Here is a 20,465-nt window from a genome sequence, read left to right on the forward strand (position 1 = left end):
TCATGCAGCTCGGACTCATCGGCCTCGGCAAGATGGGCGGCAACATGCGCGAGCGGATCCGCCGCGCGGGCCACACGGTCGTCGGCTACGACCGCAACCCCGAGGTCTCGGACGTCAGCAGCCTCACCGAACTCGTGAGCGCGCTCGAAGGCCCGCGCGTGGTGTGGGTGATGGTCCCCGCAGGGGCCGCCACGCAGTCCACCATCGACCAGCTCGGCGAGCTCCTGGAGCCCGGTGACACCGTCGTGGACGGCGGCAACTCCCGCTGGACGGACGACGAGAAGCACGCGGAGGAACTGGCCGCCAAGGGCATCGGCTTCGTCGACGCGGGCGTCTCCGGCGGCGTCTGGGGCCTCAAGAACGGCTACGCGCTGATGGTCGGCGGCGACGCCGAGCACATCGCCAAGGTGCAGCCGGTCTTCGACGCCCTCAAGCCCGAGGGCGACGCCGGCTTCGTACACGCCGGCAAGGTCGGCGCCGGCCACTTCTCCAAGATGGTCCACAACGGCATCGAGTACGCCATGATGCAGGCCTACGCCGAGGGCTGGGAGCTCCTGGAGAAGGTCCACTCCGTCACCGACGTCCGAGAGGTCTTCCGCTCCTGGCAGGAAGGCACCGTCATCCGCTCCTGGCTGCTCGACCTCGCCGTCAACGCGCTCGACGACGACGAGCACCTGGAGAAGCTGCGCGGCTACGCGGACGACTCCGGCGAGGGCCGCTGGACCGTCGAGGCGGCCATCGACAACGCCGTCCCGCTGCCCGCCATCACCGCCTCCCTCTTCGCCCGGTTCGCCTCCCGCCAGGACGACTCCCCGCAGATGAAGATGATCGCGGCACTGCGCAACCAGTTCGGCGGCCACGCCGTCGAGTCGGCGAAGTAACGACCATGGGCGACCTCCTGCTGGTCCGTCACGGTGAGACCGAGTGGAGCGTGTCGGGCCAGCACACCAGCTGGACCGACCTGCCGCTCACCCAGCACGGCGAGGAACAGGCCAAGTCCCTCGCCCCGCTGCTCGCCGGCCGGACCTTCGCCCTGGCCCTGACCAGCCCGCTCGGCCGCGCCATACGCACGGCGGCACTCGCGGGCGTGTACGGGGCCGTGGCCGATCCCGATCTGCACGAGTGGGACTACGGCGCGTACGAAGGCATCACGACCGTCGAGATACACCGCACCAGGCCCGACTGGTTCCTGTGGAACGACGGCGTGCCGTCCGGCCCCGACGGTCATGCCGGCGAGTCACCGGCGGAGGTGGGAGAGCGCGCCGACCGCGTGCTGTCCCGCGTCGGACCGGCGCTCGCCGACGGCGACGTGATCCTCGTGGCACACGCCCACTTCCTGCGTGTGCTGACAGCCCGTCGGCTCGGGCTGTCCCCCGCGGACGGGCGGCTGTTCCAACTCGCGACGGGCACCGTCAGCCGGCTGTCCACCGAGCACGGGCATCCTGTGATCGCCGAGTGGAACGCCACCGGAACTTCTGCGGCGGTTCGCTAGTTTCTACATTGCTGTAGAAATCGAAGAGGTCACGGTCCGCCCTCCGGGGCGGGCCGGGCCTCTCCCAACGTATGGAGCTCTCATGGCCCTGTGGGACCGCATCAAGGAGTCCGCGTCGACGATGCAGACCCAGCTCGTGGCGAAGAAGAACGATCTGAAGAGCGGTGCCTTCCGCGACGCGAGCATGGCGATGTGCGCGCTCGTCGCCGCGGCGGACGGGACGGTCGATCCTTCCGAGCGCCAGCGCGTCGCGCAACTCATCGCCACGAACGAGGTGTTGCAGAACTTCGACGCCGACGACCTGCGCCGCCGCTTCGACGACAACCTGAACAAGCTGACCGCCGACTTCGCCTTCGGCAAGGTCAGCGTCCTCCAGGAGATCGCCAAGGCGAAGAAGAAGCCGGCCGAGGCGCGCGCCGTCATCCAGATCGGCATCGTCATCGGCGGCGCCGACGGCGACTTCGACAAGACCGAGCAGGCCGTCGTGCGCGAGGCGTGCTTCACGCTCGACCTGCCGCCGCACGAGTTCGACCTGTAGTTCCCCACCGGCCCCGGCCGTGCCATCTCGACAGCCGGGACACGTGAGGTGGCTCAGGCGCCGCGCGTCGCGCGCCTGCGCCACTTCACGAACTCCGCCTCCGGGTCGCCGGTGCGGGACCAGGGCATCCGGCTGGCGCGCACCCCCAGGGTCCGGAAGAGCGGGGCCGCGAGGTCCGACAGGCCCGCGTAGCTGGCGGCGTGCGCCAGGTAGTTGAGGCCGCGCACCTCCTCCGGCGCGGGCTGGCCGTCCGGGCGCACGGATATCCAGCGCTCCCAGGTGTGCCGTACGTCGTCGACGGCTCCTTCGTGGTTCCAGTGCCCGTCGAGGCCTGCGGGCGTGTCCGGCCGCCCGTTCGCCTCCTCCTGGAGAAAGCGGTACTCCTCCACACGGGCGAACTGCACCAGGACCGGCAGCGCGCAGCCCGGCGGGGCGACGGCCGCCGCGTCGCGGGCGAAGTCGTACATCAGGCCGTGGGTGCCGTGCCAGCGCGCCGAGTAGTAGCGCAGCACATGGAGGTGGCCCTCGATCGTGTAGGGGTCGCGGGCGTGCAACTCGTCCCACCAGCGGCCGAGTTCCTGGCGGCGCACCCCGGCGGCATAGAGCCGGGCGACGGAGATGAGGCAGATCCAGGGTGTGGGGTCCTCGGGGTAGGCCTCGGTGCCCTGGAGACAAGCCAGCACCGCCCGGTCGACGCGCCGCTGTTCGACGGGTACGCGCCCGCCCGCGGCGGTGGCGAGGGTGAAGGCCCTGGCCACCTCGGTCGCGGCCCGCAGTACCAGGGCGTCGGCGCTGCGCGGCTCCGCGGCGAGCCAGGACTCGACCGCCGAGTTGCCCGCGCACGCCGGCGCGAGCAGCCGGATCCGGTGGGCGCGCACGGACCACGCGGGACCGGTCACCCGCAGCAGATCCCGCAGGCCCTGCCAGCGCCCGTTGGCGATGTCCTTGCGTGCGGTGGAGAGGGGCGCGTCCCCGTAGTCGGGGTCGAAGTCGGGGGTGAAGCGGTCTCCCGGCATGGGCTCCCTCTCAGAACGTGAAGCACTGAAACCGGCCTCGGAGCCGGAGGCCGATTGCTCCACGTCCTGGGCAGCAGACTGGGGGCGATACCGTGCTGCCGCTGTCATCGGCCGACGGTCGCTCCGCAGAGGTGTTCCGCGGGTGGTGTGATGATAGCGGTGGCCATTGACGTTTCAATGTCAACTCGCGGGTAATATGCGCCGCCCGGGACTCGGACGAGCGGCGGCGGCACACGGCTGAAGCGTCACCGCCCCGGTCGGCGTGGCAGGTGCTGCGCGGCCAGCCGCACAGGGGCGTTCTGCGCTCCGTAGCCCCGGTAGCCGCCGTCACGCTGGACGAGTTCGAAGAAGACACGGCCGACCGTCTCGGTGTAGCAGTGGCGGAACTCGCCCTCCGCGTCACGGTCGTAGAGGATGCCGAGTTCGCGGTACGCCGCCGCCTCGCCGTCGGCGAACTCATACCGTGCGGCGAGGTCGTCGTAGTAGTTCGCGGGCATCGCCAGCAGTCGGCCGCCGGCCTCGCGGAAGCGGCGGGCCGCGGTGAGCACGTCGTCCGTGGCGAGGGCGATGTGCTGGGCGCGGGCGCCCTCGTCGGTGGGGGCGGGCCCGACGCCGAGGGCGATACGGACGCTGCCGTCGGCGTTGGTGACCGCGCGGCTGCGGTGCAGTCCGTACGGATCGGCGACATCGACGCTGTCCTGTGCGCTCAGCCCGAGCACACTGCGGTGGAAGAGTGCCGCCTCGTCGAACTGGTGCCAGGGCTGGGTGAGGGCCAGGTGGTCGATACGGGCCACGTGCTGCGGGAGTCGTTCGTGCGGGACCGGCACGAAGTCGCCCGTCCAGCTCACGGGTTCGGGATGCCCGGAGCGATCCGTGACGCAGAAGAAGAGTTCGGTGCCGTCGGGGGCGGCCACCGCGTCCAGCGGTGCGTCCTCGGGGGCACGGCGGCGGGGCAGAACCGGGGCCAGGAGGGATTCGGCGCGCCGGGCCGCGGCGGCCGGGTCCGGGGACTCCAGGCCGACGGCGGCGAGGGAGGTGCCGTCGCGCCGGGCGGCCGGTCCGGTGTTGACGAGGACACGGGCCTCGCCCTGCTGCCAGAGGTCGACCGGCTTGCTGCGGTGCCTGGCCCTGCGGGTGAAGCCAAGGGCGCCGAGGAGCGCGGTGACGGGTTCGACGTCGGGGGTGACGAGCTCGGCGAAGGCGACACCGGTCGGCACCACGGGCGCGGGCGGGGCCACGAGTCCCGTCGCCTCCTGGAGGACGAGGAGGGAGCGGCGCGCGTCCACGGCGGTCGGCCCGGCCTCGGCCTGCCGGAAGACGTCGTTGAAGACCTCGAGGGAGAGCGGTCCGCGGTATCCGGCCCGCAGGACGTGTCCGAGGAACCCCGCGATGTCGAAGCCGCCCTGGCCCGGGAAGCAACGGTAGTGGCGGCTCCACTGCAGGACGTCCATCGCCATCAGGGGGGCGTCGGCGAGTTGCAGGAAGAAGATCTTCTCGCCGGGGATGTCCTCGATGCCCTTGGGGTCGCCGCCGCGGGCGAGGATGTGGAAGCTGTCCAGGCAGGTGCCGAGGGCGGGGTGGTCCGCGGCTTCGACGATGCTCCAGGCGTGGTCGTACGTACTCACATGGCGGCCCCACGCGAGCGCCTCGTAGGCGACGCGCATGCCGAAGTCCTGAGCGAGGTCCGCGAGCCGGCGCAACTGGTCGGCCGCGAGCGCGTCGTCGTCCACGGCGAGCGGGGAGACGCTGGAGCAGACCAGGACCGTGTCGGTGCCGAGGCGGCGCATGAGTTCGAACTTGTGCCGGGCGCGGCGCAGATTGAGGGCGAACTCCTCCTCGGGCACCGCTTCGATGTCCCGCATCGGCTGGTACAGGTCGATGCTCAGACCGAGGTCCGCGGCATGGGCCCGGATCTCCTCGGGTGGGAGGGGGCTCGCGAGCAGATCGTTCTCGAAGATCTCCACCCCGTCGAACCCCGCCCGCCCCGCGGCCGTGAGCTTCTCGGTCAGGGACCCACTGAGCGAGACAGTGGCAATGGACGTACGCACGTCGATACTCCTTGGCTATCGCTCCACACAAAGGCACGGCCGGACCCGAGCCCCGTAAGGGGCGCGGGCCTGTGACATCTGCGGCTCCGCCGCGTGGGCGCGCCCCGCACCCGCGAGACAACCCGAACCACGCCCCGCAAGGGGCGCGGGGAACTGCGCGATCAACCCCCACCGCCCCTCAGCCGCCACACAACCGGAACCACCCCATCCATCAGGCGCCCTCAGCCACCAACACCCGCACCCGGCACACCCGCCAGCTCGGAAATGTCCGCCAGCATCCGGACGGCATCCGGCTCCCGCCCCGTGAACAGCCGAAACGCGTCCGCCGCCTGGAACACGGCCATGCCCCCGCCATCCAGCGTCGCGCACCCCACCGCCCGCGCCGTGCGCAGCAACTCGGTCTCCAACGGCCGGTACACCACCTCGGCGACCCACAGCCCGGGATGCAGCAGCCCGGCAGGGAACGGCAGCCCGGGATGGGCCGCCATCCCGGTGGGCGTCGCGTGCACCACCCCGTCGGCCAGGCCGAGCAGCCCCCCGAGCGCATCCGGCGTCCCGGCCGCCGCCCGCCCCGCACCGAAGTGCCGGTTCAGCCCGGCGGCAAGACCCGCCGCCCGGTCAGGCATCGCGTCCACGACGGTGACGTGCCCCGCGCCCAGCGTCAGCACGGCGTGGGCGACCGCCGCCCCCGCCCCGCCCGCACCCAGCTGCACGACCCGCTCCAGCGGCACATCGGGCAGCCCGCGCGCGAAGGACGCCGCGAACCCGGTGACATCGGTGTTGTGCCCGACCGCATGACCCCCCTCGAAGACGACGGTGTTGACCGCGCCGAGGGCCGCCGCCTGCGGAGCGAGCTCGTCGAGGTGGTCGATGACCAGTTGCTTGCAGGGATGCGTGATGTTCAGCCCGTCGAAGCCGAGGTCCCGTGCGGCACGTACGAGATCGCCCACCGCCTCCGGCCCGACGCCGAGCACGTCGATGTCGATCAGCCGGTACAGATAGCGAAGTCCCTGCCGGTCGGCCTCCCGCTCGTGCAGCGCGGGGCTGAGCGAGGGGCCGATGCCGGAACCGATGAGGCCGACGAGATACGTGTCCATGGTCACGGCGGACCTCCTGAGCGACTCACTAATGTACGAACTAGTACGTTAGCTATATCAGCATCCCGAGCTCGCGGGAAGGCCCGCCCCGGAACTCGGGACCACGGCGACAGACCCTGCTTCTACAATCGCGGGCACCGACCCTCTCGCCCGAAGGAAGCCGATGACCAGCGTCGAAGAACCTGCACGGCCCGTCGGGCGCATCCGCGACGCCGCCCGGACCAAGGCCGAGATTCTCGACGTGGCGACCCAGGAGTTCTCGCGGGCCGGCTTCGCCGGTGCCCGCGTCGACGAGATCGCCGCCCGCACCCGCACCACCAAGCGGATGATCTATTACTACTTCGGCGGCAAGGAGCAGCTGTTCACGGCCGTTCTGGAGCGTGCGTACTCCGTGATCCGGATGGCCGAACAGGAGCTGGACGTCGAGCACTTGGACCCGGTCGCGGCCATCCGCAGGCTCGCCGAGCTGACCTTCGACCACCATGAGGCGCACCCGGACTTCATCCGGCTGGTCAGCATCGAGAACATCCACGAGGCGGAGCACATTGTCGCGTCCGAGGAGCTCGGGAAGATCGGTTCACCCGCGCTGGAGGTGATCCGCCGGATCCTGGAGACCGGCAGGAGGTCGGGGCTGTTCACGGCCGACGTCGACGCCGTGGACCTGCACGCGATGATCAGCTCGTTCTGCTTCTTCCGGGTCTCCAACCGGCATACCTTCGGCGCCCTCTTCGGCCGTGACCTGGTCGCCCCCGACCAGCGGGAGCACTACCGGACCATGCTCGGCGACATGGTCATCGCCTATCTGACGGCGGACCGCACCGAGGACTGAGTACCCGGGCACCGACGCCCCGTCCCACGCCCCGCTCCGGGGCCGGGACGGGGCACGGCCTGAAAGATCCTTCAGCACGACCTCTTGACACCCGGGAAACGTCGGCGCAACATCCGTAGCCATCCACTACTAACTATCCAGTGGGTTAATTAGCTGGATGCGCAACGTTGAGCAGACTCCCTACCGTCAAGCAGACTCGGCGCATCCGGCACGGCCGACCCGCACACCCCCAGGGCCCCGGCACCTCTCCCCTCCGCCACTCCGTCACTCCCGTCCCCGGAGTTCCCTCGAAGGAGCACGCCGTGTCTGTCCCCGCCGTCCCGCTCGACGCGCCACCCGGCCAGCCCCGGAAGGCCGCCATGGCCGCCTGGATCGGCAGCGCCCTGGAGTACTACGACTTCTTCATCTACGGCAGCGCCGCCGCCCTGATCTTCCCGAAGGTCTTCTTCGACGAGTCGGACCCCGCCACCGCGACCCTCCTCTCGCTGGCCACGTTCGGTGTCGCGTACGCGGCCCGCCCGGTCGGCGCGCTCTTCCTCGGCCACTTCGGCGACCGGGTCGGCCGCAAGAAGATCATGGTCTTCACGCTGATCCTGATGGGCCTGTCGACGTTCCTCATCGGCTGTCTGCCCACCCGCGCCCAGGTCGGCGGCCTCGCCCCGGTCCTGCTGGTGCTCTGCCGCGTCCTCCAGGGCATCTCCGCGGCCGGTGAGCAGGCGAGCGCCAACTCCATGACGCTGGAACACGCGCCACCCAACCGCCGGGGCTTCTTCACCAGCTTCACCCTCAGCGGCACCCAGGGCGGCCAGCTCCTGGCGACCCTGGTGTTCCTGCCGGTCGCCGCGCTGCCCGAGGACCAACTGCTCTCCTGGGGCTGGCGCGTGCCGTTCTGGGCGAGCGTCGCGGTCGCCGTGGTCGGCTATGTCATCCGCCGCACCCTCCAGGAGACGCCCGCCTTCACCCGGCAGGCCGCGAGCGAGGGCGTTCCCACACTGCCGCTCCTCGTGCTCCTGCGCGAGCACTGGGCGGACGTCCTGCGGGTCGTCGCGGGCGCCCTGATCGCCTCGGTCAGCACGATCTTCACGGTCTGGGCGCTGGCGTACGGCACGAGCGACTCGGTCGGGCTGTCGCGCACGCAGATGCTGTGGGTGGGCGCGCTCGCCAACGTCGTCGCCCTCGGCGCGATCCCCGCCTGGGCCACGCTCTCCGACCGCATCGGCCGCCGTCCGGTCTATCTGATCGGCGCCGCGGGCAGCGCCGTGCTGATGTTCGCCTACCTGTGGGCCCTGTCCACCGGCTCGTACCCCCTCGTCCTCCTCTTCGGCATTCTCGCCTTCGGCGTCGTGTACAGCGCGGCCAACGGTGTCTGGCCGTCCTTCTACGGCGAGATGTTCTCCACCCGCGTCCGGCTCTCCGGTATGGCGATCGGCACACAGATCGGCTTCGCCGTCGCCGGGTTCGCGGTCACCTTCGCCGCGCAGATCGCGGGCCCTGGCGGCGACGACTGGTCGTCCGTGGCGCTGTTCACCGCGGCCCTGTGCGTCCCGCCGGTGATCGCCGCGCTGACCGCCCGCGAGACGCACACGGTGCCGACGGAGGAGTTGGGCGAGCGGGCGCCCCAGGGCGCCGCGAAGCGCGAGACCGTGACCGCCTGAACCCCTGACCGCGCGCTCCCGTACGCCGGTCATCAGCGTCCCCGGCAGCCCCGGACTGCCGGGGACGTGGCCGTTCTCGGGCCGGTGCGGTCGGGGCAGAGTTGACAGCCGACGTTTTCGGCAAGAACATCGGCCGGTACAAGCGGAAAGAAACAGCGCGGTCACACAGAGCCACTCCGCGCACCCCGGCCGGGTTCAGGGGCGGCCGGTGTGCGCGGAGACCCCATCGAACCTCGGCTCACCGTTCGAGCCCCGTCCAGCAGGGGACCGAGCTCGTGGGCCACAGCGGTCAGGGCCCGCACGTCCCGTTCGGCTCTGGCGATGAGGAGTGCCCCCTCCAGGGCACTGATCATGAGCGTGGCCAGCGGTTCGGCCCGTTCGGCCGGTACACCCATGTCCGTCAGGGCCTCGGCCACCGGGCGGTTCCAGCGGGCGAACGCGGCTGCGGCAGCGGTCCTGGTGGACTCGGTGGACTCCGCACAGTCCACGGCCGCCGCCGCGACGGGGCAGCCGGAGGCGAATCCGGCCTCCTGGAACTCGTCGGTCCACTGCCGCACCATCGCCGCGAACAGACCGCTCGGCGTCGGCCGGGACAGCGCGGCGAGGAAGCGGGCGACGCGCTTGCCCGCGTAGCCGCCCGCCCAGTCCACGGCCTCGTTGACCAACTGCTCCTTGCCGCCCGGGAAGTAGTGCTGGAGCGAACCGCGCGGCGCCCGCGCATGCGCGGCGACCTCGCGCATGCCCGTCGCGGTGACCCCGTCGCGCCGGATGAGCTGTGCCGCGCTGAACACCATCCGCTCGCGCGGCCCCCGCTCGGAATCCGTCATCATCGACCTCCCACCAGGACTGACTAGGCACACTATCCACTATGACCGCTGTCATAGGGCTGGCTATCATGACAGCGGTCATAGGCGGCGACGGCGGCCCGACAGGGATGCCGGCAGAGACGGTGGTGTGTCGTGTCCATGGGATTCATCGGCTCCGTGGGATTCATCGGCCTCGGTGTCATGGGACAGCCCATGGCGCTCAACCTCGCGAGGGCGGGCACCCCGCTGGTCGTCTGGAACCGCACCGCCGCGAGGACCGAGCCGTTGCGCGCCGCGGGAGCGGAGGTGGCCGCGGACCCGGCCGAGGTCTTCGCGCGCTCCCGCGTCGTCTTCCTGATGCCGGCGAACGGCTCCGTGACGGACACCGTCCTGGGCCGCGGAACCGCGGACTTCACCGCGCGCGTCGAGGGGCGCACCGTCGTCCCCATGGGCACGACGTCCCCCGAGTACTCACGCGGCCTGGAGGCCGAGGTGCGCGCGGCGGGCGGTCGGTACGTCGAGGTCCCGGTCTCCGGGTCGCGGGTCCCTGCGGAGGCCGGTCGGCTGGTGGCGATGCTCGCCGGGGATCCCGCGGCCGTCGAGGAGGTACGGCCGTTGCTCGGCCCGATGTGTCACGAGAGCTTCGACTGCGGGCCGGTGCCGAACGCCCTGTTGATGAAGTTGTCGGTGAACCTGTTTCTGATCACCCTGGTGACCGGCCTCAGCGAGGCGTTCCACTTCGCCGATCGGCAGGGCCTGGACCGCAAGCTCTTCCTGGAGGTGCTGGACGCCGGTCCGATGGCCAGCGGCGTCTCCCGGATGAAGGCCCCGAAACTGCGGGACCGCGACTTCGCCGTGCAGGCCGCGGCCCGTGACGTCCTGATGAACAACGAGCTGATCGCCGGGGCCGCCCGCCGAGCGGGGCTGGCCTCACCCCTGCTCGACGTCTGCCACGCCCTTTTCGGCGAGACCGTGGCACAGGGCCACGGCGGGTCCGACATGGTGGCCGTGCTCCGCGCGATCGAGGCCCGCAGCGGCGAGGGAGCGGGCTCAGCGTCCGCGGGGGATGCCGTACGCGCGCTCCACGTGGAGCCGTAGGACGAGTCGGCCGTCGCCGACCATCGCGGCCCGGTAGTCGTCCCAGTCGGGGTGCTCGCCCCGGACGGCCCGGTAGAGCCGCACCAGCTCCTCGACGGTCTCGTCGTGGGGGTCCCGGGCGACGGGGGTGAGCTCGGCGGTGCCCTCGGCGACCGTGTACGCCCAACGGTCCTCGGCCGTCACGTGGTAGGAGGCACGCGGGTCCCGGCGCAGATTACGGGTCTTGGCGCGGTCGTCCGTGATCGAGACCCGGACGATCCGCTCGTCGGGATCGTAGGCGTGGTTCACATTGGACAGCTGGGGCCGGCCGTCCTTCTTGAGGGTGACCAGCACCCCGCCGTCGTACTCGGAGAGCAGCTTGAGCAGTGTGTCCTGCGTCGCGTCCTGAGTCATGTATCGCTCAACCCCGGCGGACGCATGGCCATTCCCGTCTCGTAGACACTGTCTACCACCGAGATAGACAGTGTCTACGAGAACTGGTAGACACTGTCCATGAGTGAAGCGGAGACGGGGCTGCGGGCCCGGTTGATCGAGGTGGGCGTGGACCTGGTGACCACGCAGGGCGCGCAGGTTCTGACCCTGCGGGAGATCGCCCGTCGCGCGGGCGTCTCCCACGGTGCCCCGCGGCGCTACTTCCCGACCCATCTGGAGCTGCTCTCCGCCATCGCGCGCCGGGGCTTCGCCGACCTGGGAGCCCGGGCGACGGAGGCGCTGGGCGACGAAGGGGCGAGTCCCCGCGCCCAGTTGGCGACGCTGGGGAGGGTCTACCTCGACTTCGCCTTCACTCAGCCCGGAATGTATGAGCTGATGTTCCGTCATGATCTGCTGGAGAGTGGGCGACTGGGACTCCGGGAGACCAGCCTGCCGCTGTTCGGCGTCCTGGTGGACCTGGTCGGCGGGGCGCGCCCCGCGGCCGACGCCACGCTCGTCGCGAGCGCCCTGTGGGCGAATCTGCACGGGATCGCCCAGCTGTGGGGCTGGGGCAGTCTCCAACTCGCCACGGGAGACACCGACTTCGTACCCCTGTTGGATGCCGCGCTGGACGCGCACCTCGGGCCGGAGGAGCGGTGAATCCCACGGCGCGGCGCCGTCTCACGCTGGCCAACAGCGTCGTCGGGGCCGTGATCGTCGCGCTGGACGGAACCGTCCTCACGGTCGCTCAGCCCACGCTGCGGCGCGACCTGGACGCGTCGTTCGCGCAGGTGCAGTGGACCAGTACCGGCTATCTCATCGCGGTGGCGAGCCTGTTGGTGTTCGCGGGGCGTCTCGGGGACCGGTACGGCCACCAACTGGTCTTCGGCGTGGGGATGGTGGGGTTCGGGGCGGCGTCGGCGGGGATCGGTCTGGCACCCGACATCGGCTGGGTGATCGGACTGCGGGTCGCCCAGGGGGTCTTCGGCGCGCTGGCGCAGCCCGCCACGCTCGGGATGCTGCGCGCGGCCTACCCGCCCGACCGGCTCGGCATGCCCATCGCGCTGCGCACCAGTGCCATCGGTCTCGCGGCCGCCGCGGGTCCCCTCCTCGGCGGGGCGCTGGTCACCCAGCTGGGCTGGCGTGCCGTCTTCTTCCTGAACGTCGTACCGGCGCTCGTCATCGCCGCCCTGGCCCTGACCGTCCGGGACGCGCCCCGGGACAGAGGCTCGGCGGCCGGACTCGACGTGCCCGGCGCGGCGCTGCTCGCGGTGGCCCTGGTCGCCCTCGTGCACACGCTCGTCGTGCTGCCGGAGACGGGCCGGCCCGCGGCGACCGTGCTCGGGCCGCTCGTGGCGACGGCCGCGGCAGCCGCGTTCGTACGGCACGAACGGCGCGCGGCGAGCCCGCTGGTGCCGCCCGGCCTGCTCGGCTCCCCCACGGTCGGCGCGGCGCTCGGCACCCTCGTGTGCGCCTCAGCGGCGCTGTTCGGCACGCTCTTCGTCAGCACCTACTACCTACAGGACGTGCTCGGCCTCGACCCGCTCCAGAGCAGTCTGCGCGCGCTCCCGCTGGCCGTGATGATGGTGCTGGGCGCGCCGGTCTCGGCCGTACTGCTGCGCCGCTACCGCGCCGCACGACCGGGACCGCGATGCTGCTGATCCTCCTCGGCGTCCTGCTGCTGTCCCGGCTCGACCGCGCCTCGACGGACCTGGCGATCGGCGCCGGATTCCTGCTCCTGGGCGCGGGGTTCGTCGCGGTGATGGTGAGCGCGACGGCCGTCGTCGTGCGGTCCGCGTCCGCCGGGTCGGCCGGGGTGGCGGGCGGGCTCCAGCAGACCGCGATGAACATCGGACCGGCGGTGGGGGTGGCCGTCGCGACCACGCTGGTCGGCCTGGCCGGTGTCGACATGGGCCCCGCGCTGACCGTCCTCGCGGCCCTCACGGCGGTCGGCGCGCTGTCGGCGCTGCGGCTCCCGGGCCGCGGCGAAGCGCCGGCCGCCGAGCGACGACCCGCCGGTCACCCACCCACCGACGCCGCTTGCGAAGTCCGTACGAGACGATGAGGACGAGCGAGACGATGAGGACGAGCGAGTCCGAGAGCCGCAGTCCGGAGGAGAACCATGGGACATCTGCGACAAGAGGTCGAGCCGAGCGAGGCCGGCCTTGATCCGAAGGCGCTGACCCGCCTGGACCAGCACTTCTCCCACCTGGTCGACGACCTCCGGCTGCCCGGCTACCTCGTGTCCGTGTCCCGGCACGGCCGGGTCGCGCACCTCACCACGTACGGCCACCGCGACCGCGAGGCCCGACTCCCCGTCGAGACCGACACCTTGTGGCGGATCTACTCGATGACGAAGCCGGTCACCTCGGTCGCCGCGCTGATGCTCCTGGAGGAGGGACGCCTCCGGCTCGACGACCCCGTCGCCCGTTTCCTTCCCGCCTTCGCCGATCCCCGGGTGTACGTCAGCGGGTCCGGCACGGGCATGAAGACCCGCCCGGCCGAGCAACCCCTCCTGATCCGTCACCTGTTGACCCACACCTCGGGTCTGACCTTCGGCTTCTACCACTCCCACCCCGTCGACGCGCTCTACCGCGACGCCGGTCTGGAGTCGTCGGTGGCGCCGGGCTCGGACCTGGCCGGCACCTGCGACGTGTACGCCGGGCTGCCCCTGCAGTTCGAGCCGGGCACCGAGTGGAACTACTCGGTCTCCACCAATGTGCTCGGCCGCCTGATCGAAGTGGTGTCGGGGCAGGACCTCGACGAGTTCCTCGCCGAGCGGATCTTCGGGCCGCTGGGGATGACGGACGCCGGGTTCTGCGTCACCGACGAGCAGGCCGGGCGGCTCGCCGAGCTCTACGGGGAGGACGCCGAGGGCCGCATCACCCCGATCGCCGGGCTCCCGCTGCACGGTCGCCCGCGTTTCCTCTCCGGGAGCGGCGGCATGGTGGCCTCCGCGCACGACTACCACCGCTTCATGGAGATGCTCCGCCGCCGCGGCGAACTCGACGGGGCCCGGCTGCTGAAGCCGGGGACCGTGGACTCGATGGCCGCCAACCACCTCCCGGGCGGGGCCGACCGCCGCACCTTCGGCAGCGCGCTGCACCGGGAACCCGGCAACGCGGGGCTCGGCTTCGGGCTCGGGGTCTCCGTCGTGGTGGACCCCGAGATCACCCGGTCGCCGTCCAGCGAGGGCGCGTTCGGCTGGAGCGGGGTCGCCAGTACGACCTTCTGGGTCGACCCGCGCCACGACCTGACCGTGCAGTTCTACACCCAGGTCCGCCCGACCTCGTCCCACTCGATCTATCCCGAGCTCAAGCGGCTCGTGCACGAGGCGGTGCTCGACTGAGCCCGGCTATCCCGCACGCAGGGTGAAGGGCACTCCCTCCCGGGCGAGTTCGGCCAGCCACTGCTCGGAGCGCTCCGCCGTCTCCGCGGCGCGGCCGAGCCCCGGCGGGAGCGAACCGTCCAGGATGTGGCGGACTCCGAGGGCGAGCGTGCGGGAGACACAGCGGGCCATGGCGCTCTCCTCGGCGGTGCCCACGAGATCGAGGAGATAGCGCCCCGACCAGGCCGCGCCGGAGCCGCCGCGGACGTCGAGGGAGACGGCGAGGACGACCCGGTCACGGTCCGATTCGGTGGTCGGATAGGTCTTCGCCAGCTCCTGGGCGAGGGCGGTGATCCGCCGGTCGTCGCCCGCCTTCAGCTCCTCGAAGACCGCGTCCCAGGCCCGCAGCCAGCCGTCGAGACGCAGGGTGCCGCGCACGAAGGTCTCCGGCTTCCAGGTGCCCGGGAGCCCGTACTGCTCGACGAAGGGCACGCTGTCGCGGTTGGGGTAGACCTCGAAGGTTTCGCCGTCGATCAGATGGGGGCGGGTGGCCTCCCAGGGGCGGTCGGCGGTGGTCTCGGTGCCGTCCTCGACATAACGGGCGGGCGAGCGGAGAGCGTTGAGCACGCCCGCGGGTGCCCAGCTGAAGCGGTACTTGAAGTCGTTGGGCACGGCGGGGATGCCGCCGCAGTACGAGGTGAGGCGGTACGACGCGGCCGACTCGGCGCCGATCTCGGCCTCGGCCCGGGCGATCAGACTGTGCGCGAAGAGGTGGTCGATGCCCGGATCGAGCCCGCACTCGGTCAGTACCACCACTCCCGCCGCCTCGGCCGCGGGCACCTGGTCGAGGACCGCGTCCGACACATAGCTGGAGCAGGCGAAGTGGGCGCCGCGCTCGACGCAGACGGCGAGCAGCGGGGCGTGTTCGGGTGCGGGCAGCATGGAGACGACGACGTCTCCGGGGGCGAGCTCGGCGGCGAGCGCCTCCAGGGTGTACGCGCGGGGCTCGGCCCGCCCGGTCAGGCCCAGCGCCTCCAGGCTGCGCGCGGCGCGCTCTTCGGTGCGGTGCCACAGGCGTACGCGGTCGGCGGCGTCGCAGGTCGCGGCGAGACCGCTGCCGGTGGACAGGCCCGCGCCGATCCAGTGGACGGTGCCGCTCGCGGCCGTCACCTCAGACATCACGCGACTCCCCTTCTTCTGTCTTCTCGTCTTCGTCTGCTTCCTCGGCTTCCCTGGCTTCCTCGGCTTCCCCGGCTTCCCCGGCTTCCCCGGCTTCGAGGGCGCGGCACGCCTCGTGGAAGCGGTCCAGGCAGCGCCCCCACGGACCGCCGACCCCGAACTCCAGCAGCTGGGGCAGCAGCGCCGCCGAGAAGTCGACGCTCGCCTCCAGCGGCAGCAGCGACGGCAGATTGTCGATGGCGATCAGGTCGAGGGCGGGCCGCTCGCGGATGCGGCGGGCGGGGTGCGTCCAGTCCGTCGTGGTGTCGTAGATCGGCAGCACGTTCAGGGGGGAGCCGACGTCGCACGTGACGTCGCACAGCGTGCGCAGCCGGCGGCCGGGCTCGTCGAGGTCCCTGTCCGTGAGGAAGGGCGGGATCGGCCGGGTGGTGAGCACGGTGTTGACCATCAACTCGTGTGCCAGCAAAGCCGGTCGGTCCAGCTCACGGGTCTCGGCGAGATCCCAGCACGTGGGCTCGACCCCGGCCACACCCAGCGCCACGCGGGCGCCCCGGCCGCTGCGGCCGAGTGCGCCGATGACGAGGGCCCGCAACTCCCCTTTCTCTGAAGCTAGTTCGGCGTCGAGCTCCTCCTTCGACGTGGGCCGCAAAGGGGCCTTGAGGCTGCCCCGGTGGTGCAGCACCGCCAGGGCGGCGCCCAGGTATCCGGCCCAGTAGCCGAACGCGGCGAGCCTGCGCCCGTCGTCGTGCACCAGGTACTCGATGTCCAGCAGGGCCCCGCCCCCGGCGATGAACCTGTGGAGCAGAGCGGCTGCCCCCGGCTGCCGCTTGTAGGCATGTCCGAAGAAGACATGGCGGTGTGTCAGTGCGGGTGGCCCGACCGGGAGTTCCTTCAGGCCCACGACCACGGCGTCCGGCGGCGCCGACACCCAGGAGCCTGCCTTCGCGACCCGGCACCCGGCGTCCTCGTACGCCTCGATGGGGAAGACCCGCTGGGGCGACTCCTCGACCGTGAGCGTCACGCCGCTGTCGACGAGCCGTCGGGCGTCCGAGGGCACGATCGGGGTACGCCGTTCGGTCGTACGGATCTCGTGGCGCAGCCACAAGTGGAGCTCGGTCATACGAGGTTGACCTCCGGGCGCGGGGCGTCGGCGGTGAAGCGCTCGACGCTCAGGGGGCTGATGTCGACGAAGGGTACGCGGCCCAGGTACAGATCACGGATCACCTCGCCGACGGCCGGCCCCTGGAGGAAGCCGTGGCCCGAGAACCCGGTCGCGTACAGGAAGCGTGAGCACGAACGCGCCTCGCCGATCAGGGCGTTGTGGTCCGGGGTGATCTCGTACAGGCCCGCCCAGCCGCCCGTCCGGCGCAGGTCGAGCAGGGCCGGGGCACGGCGCTCCATCGCCTCGGACAGGCGGGGGATCCAGCGGTCGTGGGTGGTGGTGGCGAAGCCGGGGATCTCGTCGGGGTCGGACATGCCGAGGAGAAGGCCGGGGCCCTCGGCATGGAAGTAGAGGCTGGTGGTGAAGTCGATGGTCATGGGGAGGTCGGGCGGCAAGCCCGGGACGGCTTCGGTGACGGCGATCTGGCGGCGCAGCGGGTTCACCGGCAGGTCCACGCCCACCATCGCGCCGATCGCCCGCGACCAGGCACCGGCCGCACAGACGACCGTGTCGGTGGCGATCCGCCCCTGGTTGGTGACGACCGCGGTGATCTCGTCGCCGCGGGTCTCGATGCCGGTGACCTCGCGATGCCGCAGCAAGGTCGCGCCGTGCCGGCGGGCCCCGGCCGCATAGCCCTGGACGACGGACTCGGGCGTGCAGTGCCCGTCGTCCGGGGAGAAGGCCGCCGCCAGCAGCCCGTCGGTGGTGATCAGCGGGGACAGTCGCCGCGCCTCGGCCGGGTCGATCAGGCGGCTGGGCACCCCGAGCGCGTTCTGCAGCCGTACGCCGCCCTCGAAGGCGGCGACCTCCTCGGGCGTGGAGAGCAGGAACAGATAGCCGACCTGGTGCAGCCCGATGTCCTGGCCCAGCTCCTCACCGAAACGGGCGAACGCCTCCAGACTCCGGGCACCCAGCTGGATGTTCAGCTCGTCGGAGAACTGCGCCCGGACCCCGCCCGCGGCCCGCGAGGTGGAACCGGAGGCGAGTTCGTCGCGCTCGACGAGCACCACGTCCGGCACGCCCGCCCTGGCCAGGTGGTAGGCGATGCTCGTGCCCATCACCCCGCCGCCGATGACGACGACCCGCGCGCCCCCGGTCATCGGCCCGCCTCCTGGGCACGAGCGGCCTCGATCACGGCCCAGGCCGCGGCGGCGTCCTGGATGCCCAGCCCGACGCTGTTGTAGAAGACGATGTCGTCGGGGTGGGTGCGGGCCGGGTGGCGGCCGGTGAGGACGCCGCCGAGCGGGATCAGGTCGGCGCGGGTGAGTACTCCGTCCCGCAGCGCGTCCACGATCGGTCCGGCGTGCTCCGCCGCCGTCTCCGGGTCGTCGACCACGACCGCCGCCGCCCGCCGTACGACCTCCGTGTCGACCTCGCTGCGGGTGGGCTCGAAGGAGCCGACGCTCACGACCGTGCACCCGGGCGCCAGCCACGCGCCCCGTACGACGGGTGTGCTGCTGAGCGTGCAGGCGGCGACCATGGGCAGGCCCGCGACGGCTTCCTCCGCCGTGTCGACGGCCTTGGCCGCGACCCCGAGTTCCGTCGCGAGGCGCCGCGCCGCCCGCGCCCGTCGGGCCGGGTCAGGGCTCCACACCCGTACGGACCTGAGGTCCCGCACCCGGGCGACGGCCCGCGCGTGGGCGAGGGCCTGGGTGCCGGAGCCGAGAAGGCCCAGCTCCGCGCTGTCGGCGGTGGCCAGCGCGTCGAGAGCGACGGCGCTCGCCGCGGCGGTGCGCAGGGTCGTGACCGCCGTACCGTCCATGACGGCGGCGAGTTGCCCGGTCACCGGATCGAGCGCGTTGATCACGGCGTGCACCGTCGGCAGCCCGGCCGCCGTGTTGGCCGGGTTGACGCTGCCGAACTTGGCGACGGCCCCGGTGTCCGCGGACAGCCGGGCGAGGTAGGCGAAGACGACACTGTCGTCGAATCGGCTGGGGTGCATGATCTTGCCGGGGAGCTCGGCGGTGCCGTCACCGAGCGCGGTGAACGCCGCGCGCTGCGAGGCGATCGCCGCATCGGTGTCCAACAGCTCCGTCACCCGGTCCCGGGAGAGGTACAGGACGTCGTCGGTCATTCCTTGTACCTTTCCCCGCGCGCACCTCTCTCACCACAGCCGACGCCTCCGGGTGACGTCCTCGGGCGCGCGCGCTCAGGAGGAGTGCGAGACCACCACGTCCAGGTGCGGCAGGAAGTGGTCGAGGCGCTCCCGCTTGGTGCGCAGATAGGTGATGTTCTGCGGGCACGGCGGTATGAGCAGCGGGACCTGCTCGGTGACCTTGATGCCGTTGCGCTGGAGCGACTCCCGCTTGCGCGGGTTGTTCGAGAGGAGGCGTACGGAGCGGACGCCGAGGTCGTGCAGGATGTCCGCCGCGACCCGGTAGTCACGGGCGTCGACCGGGAGGCCGAGGGCGACGTTCGCCTCGACGGTGTCGAGGCCCTCCGACTGGAGCTTCATCGCCTGCAGCTTGGCGAGCAGGCCGATGCCGCGGCCCTCGTGGCCGCGGAGGTACACCAGGACACCACGGCCCTCCGCGACGATGGCGCGCAGCGCGGCGGCAAGCTGGTCGCCGCACTCGCAGTGGGTGGAGCCGAAGGCGTCCCCGGTGAGGCACTCCGAATGGAGCCGGGTGAGGATGCCCTCCTTCGTGGCGCCTTCCCCGCTCTTGCCGAGGTTGCCGACCTCGCCGTAAACCAGGGCCACTTGCTCCTCTCCGCGATCGTGATCCAGGAAGCCGACCGCCTGGAAGTCGCCGTACACGGTGGGCAAAGGGGCATTGACGACTCGTTCGACACCTGTGAGGCGTGCGGTCCCGGCGAGTACTCCAAAGTTATCTGTCATGATCTGGTTCCTAAGCAGAGTCGAAAGGCCGTGAAACATGAGTGGTTCGGGAACGCGCTCGGCGGTATCCGGTCTGTTGCCGGCGGACACCACGGAGGATGTGCGCGAGCGGGGGGCCGGTGTCGCCCGTGAGGTCGCCGTGCTTCCCGTCGGGAGTTTCGAACAGCACGGTGCCTATCTTCCGTTGGCGACGGACACCCTGGTCGCGTGCGCCGTCGCGGAACGGATCGCTGCCGCTCACCCGGTCCATCTCCTCCCTCCGGTGACGATCTCCTGCTCTCACGAGCACGCGGCCTGGCCGGGTACCGTCAGCATTTCCGCCGTCACGCTGCACGCCGTGGTACGGGACATAGCCGCATCGCTGCGCCATTCCGGCGTCGACACCCTGGTGCTGGTCAACGGGCACGGCGGGAATTACGTGCTGGGCAATGTGGTTCAGGAATCCGTCGGCACCGGTACGCGGATGGCGCTTTTCCCGGCCATGGAGGACTGGGAGGCGGCGCTGGAACGGGCAGGCGTGGAGACCTCGTTGCTCACCGACATGCACGCCGGTGAAATCGAGACCTCCATTCTTCTGCACACGCATCCTGAATTGGTCCGGCCCGGTTACGAGACCTCTGATTTCGTCGCGGACGACCGGCGTCATCTGCTCACCCTCGGAATGGCCGGCTATACCGAGTCCGGCGTCATCGGCCGTCCCTCGAAGGCGTCCGCCGAGAAGGGGAAGGAGCTCCTGGCCGGGCTGACCGAGGCCTTCGGGGCGTACTTCTCCTTGGTGACGGCGAAGACGCTGCCCACCGCCTCCGACGCGACCCCGGTCAAGGGGACTTCCGGAGTGTGAACTTCGGCGGTCTCTGACGCTCGGCATTGATCGTGCCCTCCTGCGTTCTCCTGCCGGGGGCGCCGCAGCGCCGCGAGCCACCGGACGACCAGGACCACGACGCCGGGCAGCGCGGCGGCGAAGCTG

19 protein-coding genes and 1 pseudogene are annotated in these 20,465 nt (G+C 71.4%); 10 read left to right on the forward strand and 10 right to left on the reverse strand.

Annotated features, from left to right (window positions below):
- Nucleotides 1-2 precede the first annotated feature (2 nt).
- The 3 genes from gnd to ACFVWD_RS08215 all read left to right on the forward strand — a co-directional run bounded on the left by gnd (nt 3) and on the right by ACFVWD_RS08215 (nt 2,030).
- Nucleotides 3-881, forward strand: a complete 879-nt coding sequence (gene gnd, locus ACFVWD_RS08205) for a phosphogluconate dehydrogenase (NAD(+)-dependent, decarboxylating) (protein WP_248003255.1) — start codon at nt 3-5, stop codon at nt 879-881.
- 5 nt (nt 882-886) lie between these two features.
- Entirely contained in the window at nt 887-1,492 is a 606-nt protein-coding gene (locus ACFVWD_RS08210; protein WP_389594508.1) for a histidine phosphatase family protein, read from the forward strand.
- An 82-nt stretch (nt 1,493-1,574) separates the two neighbouring features.
- Nucleotides 1,575-2,030, forward strand: coding sequence for a tellurite resistance TerB family protein (locus tag ACFVWD_RS08215; RefSeq protein WP_054234523.1), 456 nt, complete (start codon nt 1,575-1,577; stop codon nt 2,028-2,030).
- A 53-nt stretch (nt 2,031-2,083) separates the two neighbouring features.
- Here ACFVWD_RS08215 and ACFVWD_RS08220 read toward each other — a convergent pair whose 3' ends face one another.
- The 3 genes from ACFVWD_RS08220 to ACFVWD_RS08230 form a co-directional block, all read right to left on the reverse strand.
- The gene (locus ACFVWD_RS08220; protein WP_389594509.1) at nt 2,084-3,046 is read right to left on the reverse strand and encodes a hypothetical protein; all 963 of its coding nucleotides are present in this window, start codon (nt 3,044-3,046) and stop codon (nt 2,084-2,086) included.
- 245 nt (nt 3,047-3,291) lie between these two features.
- On the reverse strand, nt 3,292-5,094 hold the full coding sequence (locus ACFVWD_RS08225; protein ID WP_389594510.1) for a bifunctional sugar phosphate isomerase/epimerase/4-hydroxyphenylpyruvate dioxygenase family protein: 1,803 nt from the start codon (nt 5,092-5,094) through the stop codon (nt 3,292-3,294).
- A 221-nt stretch (nt 5,095-5,315) separates the two neighbouring features.
- Nucleotides 5,316-6,191, reverse strand: a complete 876-nt coding sequence (locus tag ACFVWD_RS08230) for a shikimate dehydrogenase (protein ID WP_389594544.1) — start codon at nt 6,189-6,191, stop codon at nt 5,316-5,318.
- 163 nt (nt 6,192-6,354) lie between these two features.
- Here ACFVWD_RS08230 and ACFVWD_RS08235 point away from each other — a divergent pair, with 163 nt between their 5' ends.
- Both ACFVWD_RS08235 and ACFVWD_RS08240 read left to right on the forward strand, forming a co-directional pair.
- Nucleotides 6,355-7,020: a TetR/AcrR family transcriptional regulator gene (locus ACFVWD_RS08235; protein WP_389594511.1), complete on the forward strand. Its 666-nt coding sequence runs from the start codon at nt 6,355-6,357 to the stop codon at nt 7,018-7,020.
- 302 nt (nt 7,021-7,322) lie between these two features.
- Nucleotides 7,323-8,675 (forward strand): MFS transporter, encoded by a 1,353-nt coding sequence (locus ACFVWD_RS08240; protein ID WP_389594512.1) that lies wholly within the window; start codon nt 7,323-7,325, stop codon nt 8,673-8,675.
- A 161-nt stretch (nt 8,676-8,836) separates the two neighbouring features.
- Here the strand turns inward: ACFVWD_RS08240 and ACFVWD_RS08245 are convergent, their stop codons facing one another.
- On the reverse strand, nt 8,837-9,502 hold the full coding sequence (locus ACFVWD_RS08245) for a TetR/AcrR family transcriptional regulator (protein WP_389594545.1): 666 nt from the start codon (nt 9,500-9,502) through the stop codon (nt 8,837-8,839).
- 138 nt (nt 9,503-9,640) lie between these two features.
- Between ACFVWD_RS08245 and ACFVWD_RS08250 the strand changes: the two genes are divergently transcribed.
- A complete protein-coding gene (locus ACFVWD_RS08250; protein WP_389594546.1) occupies nt 9,641-10,579 on the forward strand; it encodes an NAD(P)-dependent oxidoreductase in 939 nt (312 codons plus the stop codon).
- Here ACFVWD_RS08250 and ACFVWD_RS08255 read toward each other — a convergent pair.
- Nucleotides 10,532-10,972 carry a PPOX class F420-dependent oxidoreductase gene (locus tag ACFVWD_RS08255; RefSeq protein WP_389594513.1) on the reverse strand — a complete coding sequence of 147 codons (441 nt, stop codon included), beginning with the start codon at nt 10,970-10,972 and terminating at the stop codon, nt 10,532-10,534. The genes ACFVWD_RS08250 and ACFVWD_RS08255 overlap by 48 nt on opposite strands.
- Nucleotides 10,973-11,071: 99 nt before the next feature.
- Here ACFVWD_RS08255 and ACFVWD_RS08260 point away from each other — a divergent pair, with 99 nt between their 5' ends.
- The 3 genes and pseudogenes from ACFVWD_RS08260 (at nt 11,072) to ACFVWD_RS08270 (ending at nt 14,339) form a co-directional block, all read left to right on the forward strand.
- Nucleotides 11,072-11,650, forward strand: coding sequence for a TetR/AcrR family transcriptional regulator (locus tag ACFVWD_RS08260; RefSeq protein WP_389594514.1), 579 nt, complete (start codon nt 11,072-11,074; stop codon nt 11,648-11,650).
- Nucleotides 11,647-13,055 (forward strand): annotated as a pseudogene (locus ACFVWD_RS08265) (MFS transporter). The gene ACFVWD_RS08260 and the pseudogene ACFVWD_RS08265 overlap by 4 nt, the downstream one beginning before the upstream one ends.
- Before the next feature lie 57 nt (nt 13,056-13,112).
- Nucleotides 13,113-14,339: a serine hydrolase domain-containing protein gene (locus ACFVWD_RS08270; protein WP_389594515.1), complete on the forward strand. Its 1,227-nt coding sequence runs from the start codon at nt 13,113-13,115 to the stop codon at nt 14,337-14,339.
- A 6-nt stretch (nt 14,340-14,345) separates the two neighbouring features.
- Here ACFVWD_RS08270 and ACFVWD_RS08275 read toward each other — a convergent pair whose 3' ends face one another.
- From ACFVWD_RS08275 to ribA, 5 genes are all read right to left on the reverse strand, one after another.
- A complete protein-coding gene (locus ACFVWD_RS08275) occupies nt 14,346-15,497 on the reverse strand; it encodes a saccharopine dehydrogenase family protein (protein WP_389594516.1) in 1,152 nt (383 codons plus the stop codon).
- On the reverse strand, nt 15,490-16,617 hold the full coding sequence (locus ACFVWD_RS08280; RefSeq protein ID WP_389594517.1) for a saccharopine dehydrogenase: 1,128 nt from the start codon (nt 16,615-16,617) through the stop codon (nt 15,490-15,492). The genes ACFVWD_RS08275 and ACFVWD_RS08280 overlap by 8 nt, the downstream gene beginning before the upstream one ends.
- Entirely contained in the window at nt 16,614-17,759 is a 1,146-nt protein-coding gene (locus ACFVWD_RS08285) for an NAD(P)/FAD-dependent oxidoreductase (protein WP_389594518.1), read from the reverse strand. Before ACFVWD_RS08285 ends, ACFVWD_RS08280 begins: the two co-directional genes overlap by 4 nt.
- A complete protein-coding gene (locus tag ACFVWD_RS08290; protein WP_389594519.1) occupies nt 17,756-18,733 on the reverse strand; it encodes an ornithine cyclodeaminase family protein in 978 nt (325 codons plus the stop codon). The genes ACFVWD_RS08285 and ACFVWD_RS08290 overlap by 4 nt, the downstream gene beginning before the upstream one ends.
- Before the next feature lie 75 nt (nt 18,734-18,808).
- Nucleotides 18,809-19,498 (reverse strand): GTP cyclohydrolase II, encoded by a 690-nt coding sequence (gene ribA / locus ACFVWD_RS08295; RefSeq protein WP_389594520.1) that lies wholly within the window; start codon nt 19,496-19,498, stop codon nt 18,809-18,811.
- Between the two features lie 37 nt (nt 19,499-19,535).
- On the opposite strand from ribA, the gene ACFVWD_RS08300 reads away from it, so the two are divergent.
- The gene (locus ACFVWD_RS08300) at nt 19,536-20,339 is read left to right on the forward strand and encodes a creatininase family protein (RefSeq protein ID WP_389594521.1); all 804 of its coding nucleotides are present in this window, start codon (nt 19,536-19,538) and stop codon (nt 20,337-20,339) included.
- Nucleotides 20,340-20,465: the final 126 nt, after the last annotated feature.

This window comes from Streptomyces sp. NPDC058086, from assembly GCF_042885015.1.
Taxonomy (GTDB): Bacteria; Actinomycetota; Actinomycetes; order Streptomycetales; family Streptomycetaceae; genus Streptomyces.